This window comes from Micromonospora sp. NPDC051543 (assembly GCF_044454415.1).
Taxonomy (GTDB): domain Bacteria; phylum Actinomycetota; class Actinomycetes; order Mycobacteriales; family Micromonosporaceae; genus Micromonospora.
The window spans coordinates 144,573-160,213 of record NZ_JBITDT010000012.1 but is presented as its reverse complement, the minus strand read 5'-3'; the positions used below and the strand labels follow the sequence as shown (position 1 = coordinate 160,213).

Below are 15,641 nucleotides of genomic sequence, written 5' to 3'. Positions count from 1 at the left end.
CCCGCCCGGAACCCGCCGATCTTGCACTTTCTGTTGTCGATATGAGGGGACTGCCCTCTTTTGTCGCGACAGAAAGTGCAAGATCGCGGGAGCTGGAGCTGGAGCTGGAGCTGGAGCTGGAGCTGGAGCTGGAGCTGGAGCGGGAGCGGGAGCGGGTGATGGACTAGCGCGTTTCGACGGCTGTGCCGTCTACGGACGCGGCCTTGGCCGCGGGGGTGCCGTTGCCGCCGGGTGTCGACGCCGAGCCGAGGCGGGCCAGCAGGCCGGCCAGGTCGATGCCGGTGAGGTCGCTGCCGAGCTGGAGACCCTGCGCCACGTTGCCGGCCACCGACTTCGTCAGCGACGACGCGCCCTCGGTGGAGATGACCGTCATCTTGTCGATCGCCCCGATCGGAGCGCTGGCCGCCTCGACGACCTGCGGCAGGACCTTGACCAGCAGGTCCAGCACCGCGGCCTCGCCATACGCGGCGAACGCCTCGGCCTTGCGCGCCATCGCGTCGGCCTCGGCCTCACCCCTGGCCAAGATGGCCGCCGCCTCGGCCTGACCCTCGCGCTCGACGGCCTCGGCGATCGCGGAGCGCCGCCGCTGCTCGGCCTCACCCTCCTTGGCGCCCTCGATGGCGTTCGCCTCGGCGAGGGCCGCCCGTCGGGCCCGCTCGCCCTCACCGGTGAGCCGCGCCTGCTCGGCGGAAGCCTGCGCGGCGGCGATGACCGCCTGGCGCTGCGCGTCCGCGGTGAGCACCGCCGCGTTGCGGGCTGCCTCGGCCTCCTGCTCCACCTTGTACCGGGCGGCGTCGGCCGGCTTGCGCACCTCGGTGTCCAGTTGACGCTGCTTCAGCTCGGCGTTGCGCTCGGCCACCTTCTGCTGCTCGGAGAGGATGGCCTGGTCCCGTTCCGCCTGGGCGAGCGGCCCGGCCGCGGCCGACTTGGCCTTGGCCGCGTCGATCTCCGCCTGGATGCCGGCCTGCTTGAGGGCCAGGTTGCGGTTCGCCTCGGCGATGGCCTCCTCGGCGAGCAGGCGCTCCTGCTCGGCCTGCTGCCGGGCCCGCGCCTCGGCGATGGCCGCGTCCTTGAGCACCCGGGCGGCCTCGGGTCGGCCCAGGTCCTGCAGGTAGGAGCCCTCGGCGAGGATGTCCTGGAGTTGGAAGGTGTCGAGCACCAGACCCTGGTTGGTCATCGAGTGCTCGGCCTCCTCGGCCACCGCGCTGGCGAACGCCGCCCGGTCCCGGATGACCTCCTCGACGGTGAGCCGGCCGACGATCGAACGCAGCGCGCCGGCCAGCACCTCCCGGGTGAAATTGTCGATCTCGTCCTGCTGGTGCAGGAACCGCTGGGCGGCCGCCCGGATCGCGTCCTCGGTGCCGCCGACCTTGACGATCGCCACGCCGTGCAGGTCGGCACGGATGCCCTGCTTGCTGACCGCGCCCCGGATGCCGACGTCGATCCGCCGGCTGGACAGGTCGAGCGACTGGAGCTTCTGCACCACCGGGAGCACGAAGACCGAGGCGCCGAGCACCACCTTCTGCCCGGAGGTGTCGGTCGACCGGCCGCCGTCGGCGGTGTGCGTGGTACGTCCCTTGCGACCCGTGACGATGAAGGCCTCATTCGGCCCGGCCACCTTGATCCGGGACAGCACGAACAACACCAGGACGAGCGCGAGGACGACCGCGCCCACGACAGCTATCAACAGGGGCATGAAGGGGGGTCCTGTCTACGAGAAGGAATCAGTAGGTCTCGACGTGCACGCTGGTCTCACTCAGCGCCTGCACGACGAAGACCTGCGCGCCGATCGGGATCGGCTGGTCGGCGCGGGCGTTGAGCTTGACCGGCTGGCCGGCGACGCGTACCCGCACCTCGCCGTACCCGTCGAGGGGCACCGGCGTGACGACCAGGCCGAGCGCGCCGACCAGGTCGTCGCGGGTGGGGGTGGCGTCGGTGCGCATGTTGCGCGCCGCCCGACTGAAGCGCGACGCCAGCCACGCCGTGGGCACGGCCGCGAGCACACCGCCGGCCGCCGCGCCCGCGATCATCCCCGGGGTACGCGCACCGAGCAGTTCGTTGACGATCGCTCCGCCGAAGCCGAACGCGCCGGCGAAGCCCGCGACCGTCTCGGTGGAGATCGGCCCGTCCACGTCGGCGTGCCCGAAGTGGAGCAGCTCGCTACCGAGCAGGGCGAGCGCCAGTATCGCGACACCGGCCCCGCCGATGATCAGAAAGATGAGCGTCCCCGTGGCCACGACCTGCACGGTATCGACACCCCGCAACGCCGATGAACGGTCGAACGGCTCAACGAGGCGCCGCGCTCACCTCCAACTCGGACAGCTGTTCGGGCAGTGGCTGGCGGACGAGTTCGCGCCCGGTGGTGTCGGCGAGCACGAAGTCACCCTTGTACGGTTCCCGATAGAGCAGCAGGTCGTCATCGACCCAGGCGGCGTCGGCGCTCGGCAGGGGGTTGATCACCCGTCCGCTGGCGGCCTCCACCAGCAACGGTTCCTGCTGGCCCTGCACGACGACCAGGCGGCCGTCCGACGACCAGGACCACGGCCCGGCGGGATCGCCGGGTAGCGGCTCCGACCGGGTCGGTCGTCCGTCGTCGGCGGAGAACATCTGCACGCCACTTCGAGGGTGCCGGACCGACTCGGACCGGGGCCTGCCCTGGGCGGTCTGCGGCAGTGCCACCTCCCGGCCGTTCCGGGTCCAGACGAAGGAGCACTGGTCGGTGCAGAGGTAATCCTTCCGGGACACCTGGTGGGTACGCTTCGTGCCGTCCCGCTCGACCACGACGAAGCCGAAGTGATCGAGCTGATCGGTGGTGAACAGGAGGCGACGGCCGTCCGGTGACCAGGTCGGGCGGCTCAGCGCACGGCCTACCTCGTGCCAGCGGGTCCTTCCCGTGGCCATGTCGACGAGACCGACCTCGCGTGGACGGTCCTCCTCGATGACCGCCACCAGCGACCCGGTAGGTGCGGGAAAGATGGCGTCGTAGCGGTCGGTGGGCACGTAGCGGCCCCGGCTCCGGTCCAGCAGGAACCCGCTGCCCGACCCGCCGGCGAACTGTGCCCGGGCCACCACCCAGTTACCGGGCAGCACCAGCGGCGCGGCGGCCCAGTTCGCTCCCGGGGTGGGCCGGACCGACGGTGACGAGGTGATCGAGGGTGACGGAGTCACGGTCGGGGGCGGCGTCGCCGGGGTCGGGGCCGGCCGGGGTCGGAGCAGCACGAATGGCACAGCCGTCGCGACGATCGCGACCATTGCCGCCGCGCTGACGATCAGTCGTCGCTGACGGCGCAGCCGGCGACCCCGACCGAGCGCCTGGACGGCGAGGCCCGGAGCGGGTGCGGCGCCGTTGGCGAGGTCGCGTACGGCCCGGCGGAGCATCTCGTCCAGATGCGTGGTCATCGCGTCACCCCCGGGCGGTCGGTCAGCTCGTCCAACCCCGGTACCAGGCGTCGGAGCCGCGCCAGCGCCCGCGAGCTCTGGCTGGCGACCGTTCCGGCCCGGCACCCGAGGAGTGCCGCGGTCTGCTCGACGCTCAGGTCCTCCAGGTAGCGCAGCGTCAGCACGGCCCGTTGCCGTGGCGGCAGCGCCCGCAGAGCCTCCAGCAGCAGCAGGCGCAGATCCGTCTCGCGGCCGTCGTCGCCGGCCGCCGCCAGCTCCGGCACCTGGGCCACGGGCACCTCACTGCGCCGCGCTCGTCGTCGCCAGCCGGACACCTGATCGTGGTAGAGGATGCGTTTGACGTACGGTTCGGCGTCGCCCCTGATCCGCGGCCAGCGGGCGTACGCCTTGGCCAGCGCGTTCTGCAGCAGGTCCTCCGCCGCGTGCTGGTTCCCGGCCAGCGCGTACGCGACGCGCAGAAGGGCGGCGCCCCGCTCCTCAACGAACGTGGTGAACTCCCCGTCGACATCCGCCACCACCCACCTCCGTTGTTCAGACGCCGAGCGGCAGCGGAACTTTGCCTCGTCGCGAGGGACAATGGGTTTGTGCGCTGGATTGTGCTCGACTCGCCGATCGGGGAATTCTCCGTGGCCACCGACGGCACGAGTGTGTGCGGAGCCCACTTCGGTCGGGTGGACACGGCCGTCGACGAGCCGGGCGATCCGCTGTCCCGGCAGGTCGTGGCCGAGCTGCGGGCGTACTTCGCGGGTGCGTTGACCGCGTTCACGGTGCCCGTGTCGGCCCCGCGCGGCTCCGAGTTCGAGCGGGCGGTGTGGCGGGAGATGACCCACATTCCGTACGGCGAGACGCTGACGTACGGCGAGGTGGCGCGGCTGGTCGGCGACCCCGGGGCGGCACGGGCGGTGGGGGTGGCCTGCAACCGCAACCCGATCCCCGTGATCGTGCCGTGTCACCGGATCGTCGGCGCGGGCGGCAAGCTGGTCGGCTTCGGCGGCGGTCTGCCGCGCAAGGTCAGGTTGCTGGAGCTGGAGGCGGGCGTCGCGTTCGGCCGGATGTGGGGTTGACCCCATAGTTCTGTCGCAGACGGTATCGGCTCTACTACCATTCGGATTCGGTCGATCGACCCGGCGCGGCCTCCACCGGATCGCCATGTCGTCGAGCCGACAGCCGGACACCACATTTGTGAGGCATCTGGTCGGCTGACTTCCTCCACAGTGGGCGAGCAGAACTCATGCGCTCGCTTCACGGGAGAGGTTGGCACCTTGCAGCATCATGAGGATTTCGGTCGTCGACTCTGCGTATCGGTCGACGCCGAGGGTTACGGCCAGCGCGACGACCGCGCGCAATATGACATGCAACGGACCCTGGTCCAGATCCTGGACACCGCAGCGGCAAGGGCGGGCCTGGACCGGACGACGTGGCGCCGGCAGGGCGTGGGCGACGAGGAGCTGTCCCTCGTTCCGCTGGGGCCGGACGAACCCCGGCTGGTCGACGAGTTCCCGCGCCAACTCGATGCAGAACTGGCCCGGTTCAACCGTTCCCGCAGCGAGGAACGCCTCCGTCTGCGGATGGCACTGCACGTGGGCGTGGCATACCCCGCAGACAACGGCTACGCCGGTCAGGGCATCGTCGCGGTCAGCCGACTGCTGAACGCCACCCCGCTCCGGCAGGCGCTCAAGCTCGCCACGTCCGCCAATCTCGCCTGGCTGGTGTCCGAGGTCGTCTTCACGGATGTGATCCGGCAGGGCCACACGACTCTCGGGACGAACGATTTCCGCCAGGTGGAGATCACCGAGAAGGAGTACCGGGGGGTTGCTTGGCTCCGGGTGCCCGGTGTCGATGTACACCGCCTCGATCTCGTGAGCGCGACGGCGTCGCCCGCCTCGGAGCAGCCGCCCGCAACGCCACGGTCCGGCGCCCCGACACCGGAGGCGGAGACCCGGAGCGGGCGGGCGCCGTTGGTGACGAACATCTTCAACCACGAGGTCGACGCCACCCACGGCACCTTCGGCATCTCGGGTGGGGTTCATGGCTGATGGGACATCGGCGCCCCCCGCTGGAGGGCTGGACGGATCGGCGCCGGCCGGGAATGACCCGCCGCCGCCCGCCGCCGCTTCCGAACCCGAGTCGGCACGGACGCCAACGCCAGAGCCTCTGCCAGCGGACGACGAGTCCGACGCCGACGATCAGCGGTACGGCGCACGGGTCATCAACAAGTTTTACGGTCAGGTCCATGCGGCCCAGGCGACCTTCGGAGTTTCCGGCGGCACCATGGCCACTCCCGCCCTGGTGGGTCGACTGCGGTCGGCGGACGTCGACCACGCATTGCGCTACTACGTGCCGCCGGTGGAGTACGACACCGCCGAGGACACCCTGCGCGGCTCCCATCTGCTGGTGCTCGCCGCCGAGGAGGGCAGCGGCCGGCGCGCCTCGGCGTTCGCCCTGTTACGGACGGTGACTGCCGGTCAGATGACGGGTCTGTCCCCGGCGATGACGCTGGCCCAGCTCGCCGACTACGACTACCTGCCGGATCGGGGTTACGTCGTGCTCGACTGGCTGGGCGAACGCCGAGACGGCGCGGTCCAGGCGTTCGACGTTGGACGGCTGAGCCATCGCCTGAAGAAGGCTGGCGCTTTCCTCGTGATCACCTCGGAGCCGCGCCCGACCCTCCGCCGGGCACTGCCCGGCCACGTGGTGGCGTGGCAGAGCCCGGATCCGACCGCCATCGTGGATGCCTATCTCGGCAAGGAAGCCATCTCGCCGCTCTCGCCCGAGGATGCGGCACGAATTCGGCAGCGGGTCACCGAGCTCGGCCGTCCCGCCGAGGTCGTACGGCTGCTGGAACGACTGTCCCGCAGCGTGGAGGCCGCCCTCGATGAGGCGGAGCGCACCGCGCAGCGCCGTGTGGAGGACTGGTTCGGCGAGACGACGAGCTGGACGGAGCTGCTGACCGTGGCGGCTCTCGCCTTCGCCTACGAGCTGCCGGAACGCACCTTCGAGGAGTTGCACGCCAGGCTGCGGCAGATCGACCGGGAGGAGGGACTTCAGCCGGAGACGGCCGCGCCGGCTCCGTCGCCGTCCGGATTTCAGGGGCGTCGCGGGCTGCATCGGGACGGGGGTCTCATCACCCGGCGGGAGGGCACGACGCTCGACATGGGCCTCGGCGACGAGCGCCGGCTCGTCTTCGTCGCCGCATCGATGCGCGAACACGTCCTGCGGGAGCTGTACGAGTGTGACTACCGGCTCTGGCGGCCGCTGCGGATCTGGATGCACGAGCTGGCGGCCGTGCCGGACCTCGACACCCGGCTGCAACTCGCGCTGGGGGTGACCCTGCTGGCCCGCAACCGCAGTGCCGCCGGTGAGGCACGGGATCTGCTGCGAACGTGGGCAGCAGGCAGGGCTGCGGAGCGTTTCACCGCGGTCTCGACCGTCTCGTTCATGGCCGGTGACGACGTGCTCGCTCCGGTGGCGTTGCGGACCGTCCTCGACTGGTCCGAGGGCAAGGGCCAGAACTGCGCGGTCACCGCGGCCATGGCGCTGGGGGGTCCGCTCGGAATCCGCTATCCCACCGAGGCGGTGCGTCGACTGTGGCACCTGTCCACGCGTGGCAAGCCGGTGCGTGTGGTTGCCGCCCGTTCGCTCGGTCTACTCCTCTGCGCCACGGAGGGCGACCTTCAGGGTGCCGAGGCGATGCTGAAGCGGCTGCTCGCCCGGTTGCGGCACACCCTTGACGGCACCGTGGAGCTTCGGCTGAGCGGCTACGCAATCGAGGCGGTCCTGGAGGTTCTCACGGTGCGGCATCTGGACCGGGACGAGCCGATGGTCGCGTACCTCCTCCGGGAACGACCGCAGGTCACCTCGACGGTCGGCGCGCTCTGGGGCGAGGTGCTGCGAAACCTGCCACACCGTGGCGCGGGGATCGACGCGCTGCGCGCCACGTTGGACGCGGCGGCGAACGAGCCCGCGGAGGGCGGCGTCGTGGGCCGGCTGGGCGGTGCGATACGCGACGAACTGACCCCGAAGGAGTGCGAGCTGCTCGGGCGTGACCTGGCTTGGGCACTGCGGCACCCGTTCGACGAAGCGGACACCTACCGCCCGGTGGTCACCGCCCTGCTGTCCGCGCTTGCCGGTACCCCTGCGCGTTTCCTCTCGCGCTGAACGTTCTTCACGACCCTTCAGAAAGGCGTCCGACATGTTCTATCCGGTATTGACTGAGAAGTCGCTGTCGCCGGTTCCCCGGCGCATGTTCCGGCCGACCCGCCGGGACGCGAACGACCTTCCGCCGGTACCGCCCGGAGGGGTCTACGTATTCAAGGTCGACGGCCGCCAACGGCTGTATGGCGACGGTCACGTCGACCTCGGCGACGACGTGGTGGTCGACGCCGTCGCGGTGAGCATCGTGCAGCGGCGTGCCTCCATGATCACCTGTGAGTTCGCCATCCCCTCGACCAGCGCGGCCGACGACTTCACCATCGCGGTGACCTTCCGCTGTCAGGTCCTGGCGCCCGAAGTGGTGGCGGAGTCGGGCCTGATGGACCTTTCGGCGGTGCTCGCGAACCACCTGGCCCAGGACCGGGACCTCAAGAGCCTGGGGCTGGGCCACCGGATCGACGACATCAACGAGGTAAGGAGCCTGGTCGATGCCCAGGTCACCGCGTACTGCATGTTGGTGCCGCCGGCGGTGCGGGGAATGGCTATCGAACTCTCCTCGGTGCTTGTGCACCCCTCGGCGGACCTGCGGGAGCAGCGCCGGCGCGTCCGGGACAAGGAGTGGGAGCGCGAGGTCGGGCGCATCGACGTTGCCTGGGAGGACGGCGAGGTCAACCGGTATGCGGGCATCCTTTCCGCCGGGCCCGAGTACGCCGAGGCGCTCGGCGTGGTGCGGCATGAGGTCAACGTCGGCCAGGTGGCCGAGCGGATGCGCGAGGACGACCGGGAACGCCGCAAACAGCTCGGCGAGACGCTCCAGATGATGGTCGAACGCGGCTACTTCGATCGGATGCCGGTCGACCCGATGCGCCTGCTCGACGAGGTCGCCGGTCGCCGCATGGGTGGTGGCGAGATACCACCGGCGGCCCACGGCGGACCGACGGTCCCACTCGGCGCGGGCCGGGACAGCCATCGTCGGGCGGTGGCCGCCGACGACTCGACAGAGCCGGACCCGATTCCCAGCGAGGAAGACATTGCCTGAGAACCGGAATCCGTCACCTGACCCGACGCCCGCCACGGCGAGCCGGGGTGGACGTGTCGAACCGGGCCGGCTGTTGCGGGCCCTTGCCGGCGTGGACGAGGCTCTGCTCCGACAGATCTGGCACGAGCGCGCCCGCCACACCGCGCTTGGCGGCGTGGTGCTCGGCACCGCGATGATCGCAGGCTTCTCGATGTGGATCGCGATCAACCAGTCGCTGGGCGTGGTCTCCGCGGTGCATCTCGTTCCGGCCCTGCTCTGGGCGCTTTTCGTGTTGAACCTGGACCGTCTGTTGGTCACCAGCATGGTGGGCGGCGCCCGCCGGGTCGGTTCCCTGGTGATGCGGCTTGCCGTGGCCCTGACGTTCGGGTTCATCATCGCCGAGCCGCTCATCATGCGGATCTTCGAGACCGCGATCGTGCAGCACATCCAGGACGAGCGCGCTGGTCAGCTCGATGCGCTCCGTGCCAATCTGGTGAAGTGCAACAGCGAGGAGCGGGCGGTCGCAGAGCGGGAGGACGCGGTCGGTCCGGAGTGTGCCGACTACACACTCACCTTCGCTGCCACCCCGGCCTCGGTCCGGCGGGAACTGGCCGGGGTCCGCGCGGAGACGAAAGATCTGCAGAGCGTCGTCACCAAGGACACCGCTGATCTCACCCGGCTGCGGAACGACGCGGCGAAAGAGTGCGCTGGCGGCAGTGGGGCGGGTTTCACCGGACGCCGGGGTCAGGGCCCGTTGTGCCGGCAACGGACCGCCGACGCCGAGGAGTTCGCCCGTACGCATCCCATCGCGCAGAACACCAGCAAGCTGGCAGAGTTGCGGCAGCGGAGCGCCGCGCTCGAAGGCCAGCTCGGCACGGCGGTCACCGACTTCGAGAAGAGTCGGGACACACAGATCAACAGCCGCGTCGACGAGGAGCGGAGCCACCAGGGTTCGATCGGCTTCCTGGAACGGCTCGACGCGCTGCACACGCTGTCCGGCCAGAGCTTCGCGCTCGGCGTCGCCACGTGGGCGATACGGCTGTTCTTCGTCGCCGTCGACTGTCTGCCAGTGGTGGTCAAATTCTTCGGCGGCACCAGCGGTTACGACGAACTGTTCAAGATCCGGTCGACCGCGTCTCAGCGGATCTTCGCGGAACGGGTGAGCACCGAGGAACGGCGGGCCGTCGAGGAGTACGCCGCCGAGCAGGACGATATCGACCGCCGGGCTCGCATGCGGCGGGCCGAGTACGACCTGTCGTTGCAGGAGCATCAGGTGCAGCTGAAGGCGCGTCTCGGCGACGCCGTCAGCGCGTACGCCCGGGATCTGCTCCGGGGTCGGGCGGAGGGCTCGTCGGTGCCCACGCAGACGCGGTCGCGGGCCGGCGACCGGGGTGCGACTGTTGGTCGGTCTGCGCCCGCGCCGTCCGGTGCCGCGGCGGAGGCCGCGATGACCGGGCGCCACGCAAGCCCCTGAGAGCGACCGACGGAAGAGGCCAGATCCAGCTGGATCCGGCCTCTTCCGTGCGTTGTTCAGCGGGTCAGCGCTCGACCTCGCCGGCGATGAACTCCTCCACGGCCTGGTGGGCGTCGTGGTCGGCGTACTGCACCGGCGGGGACTTCATGAAGTACGACGAGGCCGACAGGATCGGGCCGCCGATCTTGCGGTCCAGCGCGATCTTCGCGGCCCGGACGGCGTCGATGATGACACCGGCCGAGTTCGGCGAGTCCCACACCTCGAGCTTCAGCTCGGCGTTGAGCGGGGTGTCGCCGAAGGAGCGACCCTCCAGGCGGATGTACGCCCACTTGCGGTCGTCCAGCCACGGCACGTGGTCCGACGGGCCGATGTGCACGTCGCTCTTGCTCATCTCGTGCGGGATCTGCGAGGTCACCGACTGGGTCTTCGAGATCTTCTTCGAGACCAGGCGGTTGCGCTCCAGCATGTTCATGAAGTCCATGTTGCCGCCGAAGTTGAGCTGGTACGTGCGCAGCAGCTCGACACCGCGGTCCTCGAAGAGCTTCGCGAGCGCGCGGTGCACGATGGTGGCGCCGACCTGGCTCTTGATGTCGTCGCCGACGATCGGCAGGCCCGCGTCGGTGAACTTCTGCGCCCACTCGGGGTCGGAGGCGATGAAGACCGGCAGGGCGTTGACGAACGCGCAACCGGCGTCGATCGCGGCCTGGGCGTAGAACTTGTCGGCCTGCTCGGAGCCGACCGGCAGGTAGGAGACGACGACGTCGACCTGCGCGTCGCGCAGCGCCTGGGCCACGTCGACCGGGGTGGCGTCGGACTCCTCGACGATCTCGCGGTAGTACTGGCCCAGACCGTCGAAGGTCGGGCCGCGCTGCACGGACACGCCGGTCGGCGGTACGTCGCAGAGCTTGATGGTGTTGTTCTCGCTGGCGACGATCGCCTCCGCGAGGTCCATGCCCACCTTCTTGGCGTCGACGTCGAACGCCGCGACGAACTGAACGTCAGAGACGTGGTAGTCGCCGAAGGTGACGTGCATGAGACCCGGGACGCGGTCGTTCGGGTCGGCGTTGCGGTAGTACTCGACGCCCTGAACCAGGGACGAGGCGCAGTTACCCACACCGACGATGGCGACGCGGACGGAGCCCATAGCGTCTGCCTCCTTCTTTTCTGTCACGGCCGCTCTTTCCTGGTCTCTCCAGGCGGAGGCGGGCTGTTGTCTTCTCGTCGGCCACCGGCTGTCCCCAGGTGGGGGACCGTCGGGGCTCGGCCGGAGCGCTCGTTGGCAATGAGCTCCTCCAGCCAGCGGACCTCACGCTCACAGGCGTCCAGGCCGTGGCGCTGCAGTTCCAAGGTGTAAGCGTCGAGGCGCTCGGCCGCCCGGCCCAGCACGTCGCGAAGGCCTTCACGACGTTCCTCGATCTTGCGGCGGCGACCCTCCAGAATGCGCAGGCGGGTCGCCTGGTCGGTCCGGGCGAAGAACGCGAAGTGCACACCGAAACCCGTGTCGTCGTACGTCTCGGGCCCGGCCTGTGCGATGAGCTGGGCGAAGCGTTCCTTGCCCTCCGCGGTGATTTTGTAGACCACCCGACCTCGTCGGCTGGTCAGCGCGGGAACCTCCTCGGCGGTGGCGGGCGTCTCGGCAGCTTCGGTGATCCAGCCCGCCGCCTGCAACCTGCGCAGGGTCGGGTAGAGCGAGCCGTAGCTGATCGCCGCCCGGATCGCGCCGAGTTTGGCGGTCAACTCCTTGCGCAGCTCATAGCCGTGCATCGGAGACTCCTGCAGGAGGCCGAGGATGGCGAATTCGAGCACGAGCCACCCTCCCTTTACCCTCCGGCGCGGAGCGGTAACCGCCGCGATGTATCGGACCGATACATCGCACGTTAGTCGCTGCCGCCGGCCAGGGCAAACCCCCGTTCCGGGATGCTGCCGTCACGGATCGTGACCGTGGTCGCCTCGTCGAGCCGGACCGCGTACCCTTCACCGCATGCGTACGCAGCGCCAGATCGTCGACTACTCGCTTCAGAAGCGAGCAGTGCTGCGTGAGCTGATGGCCAGCCGTATCGGTACGTACGACGTGTGTGACGCGTCGCCGTACCTGAAGAACGCTGCACGCTTCCACGGCGAGCCCACCGACCTGCGCTGCCCCATCTGTCGCAGCGAGAATCTGACCCTGGTCCACTACATTTACGGGGACGAACTCAAGCAGTCCGCCGGACAGGCCCGGACGCTCGCCGAGCTGCCCGTGCTGGCGATGACGCTACGTGAGTTCCAGGTCTTCGTGGTGGAGGTGTGCCTCGGCTGTGACTGGAACCATCTCGTCGAGCAGTACCTGCTCGGTCGGGACGGTCTCACCGGCGACGGTGACGGCGTTGGCGCTGACGAGCAGGACGCTGCGGCCACCGAAGGCGTGGGTCGGCGGAGGCGAGAGGCGCAACGGTGATCTCAGCGAGTTGGACCGGCTCCGGGGCTGGGGACATGACCCGGGACGGCCGACCACTCGTTGGTCCGATTGGCCCGATTGATTCGGCAATGACCCTGGCGCACCGGCACCTTTCTGCCGGCGGTCCGGGTGAAGCAACTCACGGCAACCCGGTGGCGGCGCTGTCGCGTCCCACCGCGACCGGCAGGGTGTGAAGAATGAACTCGTACGGCGATCCCAGCTCCGCGCGCGGTCGGGCCCAGTACCCGGGCCCGGACGGTGACCCCGGACCGGGCGCGGACGACGCGTACCGCAGACCCGGCGGTGACTCCCGCGCGGGCGGTTGGTCCTCCCCGGAGCCCGCGGCGCCCCCCGGTCGGGCTTCGGTGACACCGAGAGCCGCCGGCGGCCGCGCGTCGGTCGGTGGCTCGGCCTCCGTGCCGCCCCCCGGCGCTGCCGCCGGATCCGCGTCGGTGGGCCCGGCCACGCCCGGCCGCAGCGGTCGGGCCTCGGTGCCCGTGTCGCCGGCGCCGGGTGCGGCCACGGGTCGCGCCGGCGCCGGACGGGCCTCCGTCCCGGTGTCGCCGGCGCCGGGAGCACCCGCCGGTCGGGCCCGGGTGGGCACCGCCGCCGTCGGCGCCGCCTCGGCGGGCCGGGCCAGTGTCGGCTCCGCGTCGGTGGGTGGCCGCGCCGCGGTCGCCCGGGCGAGCGTCTCCCCGGTCTCCGGCGGGCCGGGTGGTCCCGGCGGTCCGAATGGCCCGGGCGGACCGAACGGGCCCGGTCGCGGTGGCCGGGGCGGTCGTGGCGCGGGTGACCCCGCCGCGGCGGCGCGGGCCAAGAAGCGCAAGCGGATGAACCTGCTGATCGCCGGTTTCGCCGTCTTCATCATGCTCGCCGGTGCCGGCGTGGTCGGGTTCACCTACTACTCGACGAACGTGGTCATGCCCGAGGAACTACCGCTGCCGCTGTCCACCACGGTGTACGCCAAGGACGGCAAGACCACACTGGCCAGGCTGGGCAGCGAGAACCGCACCTTCGTCACCATCAGCCAGATTCCGGAGCACGTGCAGCACGCGGTGGCGGCGGCCGAGGACCGGAACTTCTACCGGCACTCCGGCGTCGACTACAAGGGCATCGTCCGTGCCGCCTGGAACAACGTCTCCAACGGTGACAAGCAGGGCGCGTCGACGATCACCCAGCAGTACGCCCGCAACGCGTTCGAGAATCTCCAGGACGACACGTACGGCCGCAAGGTCAAGGAGGCCATCCTCGCCTCCAAGCTGAACGACGCGTACAGCAAGCCGGAGATCATGCAGCACTACCTCAACGTCATCTACTTCGGACGTGGCGCGTACGGCATCGAGGCGGCGGCACAGACGTACTTCGGCAAGCCGGCGATCAAGCTGACCCCCGCCGAGGGCGCGGTCCTGGCGGCGCTGATCAAGCAGCCGGTGGCGACCGACACCCACAAGGGTTACGACCCGGCGGTCAACCCGACCGACGCGAAGACCCGCTGGGACTACGTGATCGACGGGATGAAGAAGGAAAAGTGGCTGGACCCCGCCGCCCCGATCGCGTACCCGAAGGTGCTGCCGCCGAAGAAGGGCGGCAACGGCTTCGGCGTCGACAGCCCTCGGGGCAACGTCATCAACTACGTCCGTCAGGAGATGGACGCGATGGGCCTCTGCTCCGACAGCGGTGCGGAGGGTAAGACGAGCTGCGTCGACGCGCTGCGCGACGGCGGCTACCGGATCACCACGACCATCGACCCGAAGCTCCAGACGGCCGCCGAGAACGTCGCCATGCAGTCGAAGAAGGGCTCGGAGCTCAACGACCAGCCCAAGAACCTGATGGCGGCGGTTGTCTCGATCGACCCGAAGAAGGGCCGGGTGCTCGCCTACTACGGCGGTGACAGTGGCGCAGACTTCGACTACGCCGGCAAGAACACCGACAAGAACGGTGACCTGACCGGTGGTCATTCGCCGGGCTCGTCGATGAAGGTCTACACCCTGGCCGCCGCGATCGAGGCCGGTATCTCGGTGAAGTCGCACTGGGACCCGACGCCGTACAAGCCCGAGGGTTCCGCAGTCGCGATCGGTAACGCCGGCCGCACCAACCTCAAGTGCGGCAAGAACTGCACCCTCGAAGAGTCGACGATCCAGTCGTACAACGTGCCGTTCTACTGGGTCACCAAGGAGATCGGCGCCGAGAAGGTGGTCGACATGGCCCGCAAGGCCGGCGTGACCACCATGTGGGGCGTCGACCCGCCGCAGGCGTTCGACCTGGCGAAGAAGGGGCCGAACCCGTTCGACAACTACACCGGTTTCGGCAAGTACCCGCTCACCGTGTTCGACCACGCGAACGCGATGGCGACGTTCGCCAACGACGGCAAGTACATCAAGGCGCACTTCGTCATCAAGGTGGAGCAGCAGGACAAGAGCAACGGTAAGTGGAAGGTCGTCGGCAGCGAGCGCATCAAGCCCGAGCAGCGGATCGACAAGAAGGTCACCGACGAGGTCACCGCGGTCCTGAAGCAGATTCCCGCTCCCAACAGTCTCTCGCTGGAAGGCGGCCGCCAGGCCGCCGCCAAGACGGGCACCTGGGAGTACGACAGCAAGGACAACTCGCAGGCCTGGACGGTCGGCTACACCCCGCAGGTCGCCACGGCCGTCTGGGTAGGCAGCCGGGACCCGAAGAAGCCGCAGATCCGCCTCGCGGGTGGTAAGCCGATCGGCGGTTCGACCCTTCCCGGTCCGATCTGGGAGAAGTACATGAACACCGCCCTCAAGGGTCAGGAGGAGATCCCCCTTCCCACCGTCACCGGTGAGGGCGACATCACCAAGGGCAACGGCAAGGAGCCGGCCGCACCACCGCCCGGCCAGCCGGGTCAGCCCGGGCAGCCGGGCCAGCCGGGCCAGCCGGGACAGCCGTGTGACCCGCTGACCAATCCGTTCTGCCCACGGAACGGGGGCAACCCAGGTGGACCGGGTGGTCCCGGTGGGGGCGGCGGTCCGAACGGTTAACCGCGAGCCGACCTGCCACTGAGCACCCTGGAACAAGAGCCACAGCGCACACGCCGCCGCCGGCCGGACGACCTGTCCGGCCGGCGGTTGACGTGGTGGCACCGGGCACTTGTCGCTTGTCGACCGTGCGGGTCGTGACCTCGACGGGTACACGAGTAC

General features: G+C 69.8%; 14 protein-coding genes. 8 read left to right on the top strand and 6 right to left on the bottom strand.

Going from position 1 to position 15,641, the window contains the following annotated elements; genetic code table 11:
* The first annotated feature begins 41 nt into the window (after nucleotides 1-41).
* Nucleotides 42-167 (top strand): hypothetical protein, encoded by a 126-nt coding sequence (locus ACIA3K_RS22735; RefSeq protein WP_396803506.1) that lies wholly within the window; start codon nucleotides 42-44, stop codon nucleotides 165-167.
* Here the strand turns inward: ACIA3K_RS22735 and ACIA3K_RS22730 are convergent.
* The 4 genes from ACIA3K_RS22730 to ACIA3K_RS22715 are packed head-to-tail and all read right to left on the bottom strand — an operon-like array spanning nucleotide 164 to nucleotide 3,917.
* Complete coding sequence (locus ACIA3K_RS22730) at nucleotides 164-1,696, bottom strand: flotillin family protein (RefSeq protein ID WP_396803505.1); 1,533 nt, start codon at nucleotides 1,694-1,696, stop codon at nucleotides 164-166. The two genes, ACIA3K_RS22735 and ACIA3K_RS22730, sit on opposite strands and share 4 nt — an antisense overlap.
* 28 nt (nucleotides 1,697-1,724) lie before the next feature.
* Nucleotides 1,725-2,246 (bottom strand): hypothetical protein, encoded by a 522-nt coding sequence (locus ACIA3K_RS22725; protein ID WP_396803504.1) that lies wholly within the window; start codon nucleotides 2,244-2,246, stop codon nucleotides 1,725-1,727.
* A gap of 40 nt (nucleotides 2,247-2,286) precedes the next feature.
* Nucleotides 2,287-3,399: a TolB family protein gene (locus ACIA3K_RS22720; RefSeq protein ID WP_396803503.1), complete on the bottom strand. Its 1,113-nt coding sequence runs from the start codon at nucleotides 3,397-3,399 to the stop codon at nucleotides 2,287-2,289.
* The gene (locus tag ACIA3K_RS22715) at nucleotides 3,396-3,917 is read right to left on the bottom strand and encodes a SigE family RNA polymerase sigma factor (RefSeq protein WP_396803501.1); all 522 of its coding nucleotides are present in this window, start codon (nucleotides 3,915-3,917) and stop codon (nucleotides 3,396-3,398) included. The genes ACIA3K_RS22720 and ACIA3K_RS22715 overlap by 4 nt, the downstream gene beginning before the upstream one ends.
* Nucleotides 3,918-3,983: 66 nt before the next feature.
* Between ACIA3K_RS22715 and ACIA3K_RS22710 the strand changes: the two genes are divergently transcribed.
* The 5 genes from ACIA3K_RS22710 to ACIA3K_RS22690 all read left to right on the top strand — a co-directional run bounded on the left by ACIA3K_RS22710 (nucleotide 3,984) and on the right by ACIA3K_RS22690 (nucleotide 10,043).
* Nucleotides 3,984-4,463 (top strand): methylated-DNA--[protein]-cysteine S-methyltransferase, encoded by a 480-nt coding sequence (locus tag ACIA3K_RS22710; RefSeq protein WP_396803500.1) that lies wholly within the window; start codon nucleotides 3,984-3,986, stop codon nucleotides 4,461-4,463.
* A 150-nt stretch (nucleotides 4,464-4,613) separates the two neighbouring features.
* Entirely contained in the window at nucleotides 4,614-5,435 is an 822-nt protein-coding gene (locus ACIA3K_RS22705; protein ID WP_396803498.1) for a hypothetical protein, read from the top strand.
* Between the two features lie 235 nt (nucleotides 5,436-5,670).
* Complete coding sequence (locus ACIA3K_RS22700; protein WP_396803497.1) at nucleotides 5,671-7,557, top strand: hypothetical protein; 1,887 nt, start codon at nucleotides 5,671-5,673, stop codon at nucleotides 7,555-7,557.
* Nucleotides 7,523-8,590, top strand: coding sequence for a hypothetical protein (locus ACIA3K_RS22695; protein ID WP_396803495.1), 1,068 nt, complete (start codon nucleotides 7,523-7,525; stop codon nucleotides 8,588-8,590). The genes ACIA3K_RS22700 and ACIA3K_RS22695 overlap by 35 nt, the downstream gene beginning before the upstream one ends.
* A 91-nt stretch (nucleotides 8,591-8,681) precedes the next feature.
* Nucleotides 8,682-10,043 carry a DUF4407 domain-containing protein gene (locus ACIA3K_RS22690; RefSeq protein WP_396803494.1) on the top strand — a complete coding sequence of 454 codons (1,362 nt, stop codon included), beginning with the start codon at nucleotides 8,682-8,684 and terminating at the stop codon, nucleotides 10,041-10,043.
* Between the two features lie 64 nt (nucleotides 10,044-10,107).
* Here ACIA3K_RS22690 and ACIA3K_RS22685 read toward each other — a convergent pair whose 3' ends face one another.
* Together ACIA3K_RS22685 and ACIA3K_RS22680 are read right to left on the bottom strand one after the other, a co-directional pair.
* Entirely contained in the window at nucleotides 10,108-11,187 is a 1,080-nt protein-coding gene (locus ACIA3K_RS22685) for an inositol-3-phosphate synthase (RefSeq protein ID WP_355048595.1), read from the bottom strand.
* A gap of 23 nt (nucleotides 11,188-11,210) precedes the next feature.
* Nucleotides 11,211-11,849, bottom strand: a complete 639-nt coding sequence (locus tag ACIA3K_RS22680) for a PadR family transcriptional regulator (protein WP_355048596.1) — start codon at nucleotides 11,847-11,849, stop codon at nucleotides 11,211-11,213.
* 175 nt (nucleotides 11,850-12,024) lie between these two features.
* Between ACIA3K_RS22680 and ACIA3K_RS22675 the strand changes: the two genes are divergently transcribed.
* Entirely contained in the window at nucleotides 12,025-12,480 is a 456-nt protein-coding gene (locus ACIA3K_RS22675) for a DUF5318 domain-containing protein (RefSeq protein WP_396803493.1), read from the top strand.
* Between the two features lie 197 nt (nucleotides 12,481-12,677).
* Nucleotides 12,678-15,482 carry a transglycosylase domain-containing protein gene (locus ACIA3K_RS22670; RefSeq protein WP_396803492.1) on the top strand — a complete coding sequence of 935 codons (2,805 nt, stop codon included), beginning with the start codon at nucleotides 12,678-12,680 and terminating at the stop codon, nucleotides 15,480-15,482.
* Nucleotides 15,483-15,641: the final 159 nt, after the last annotated feature.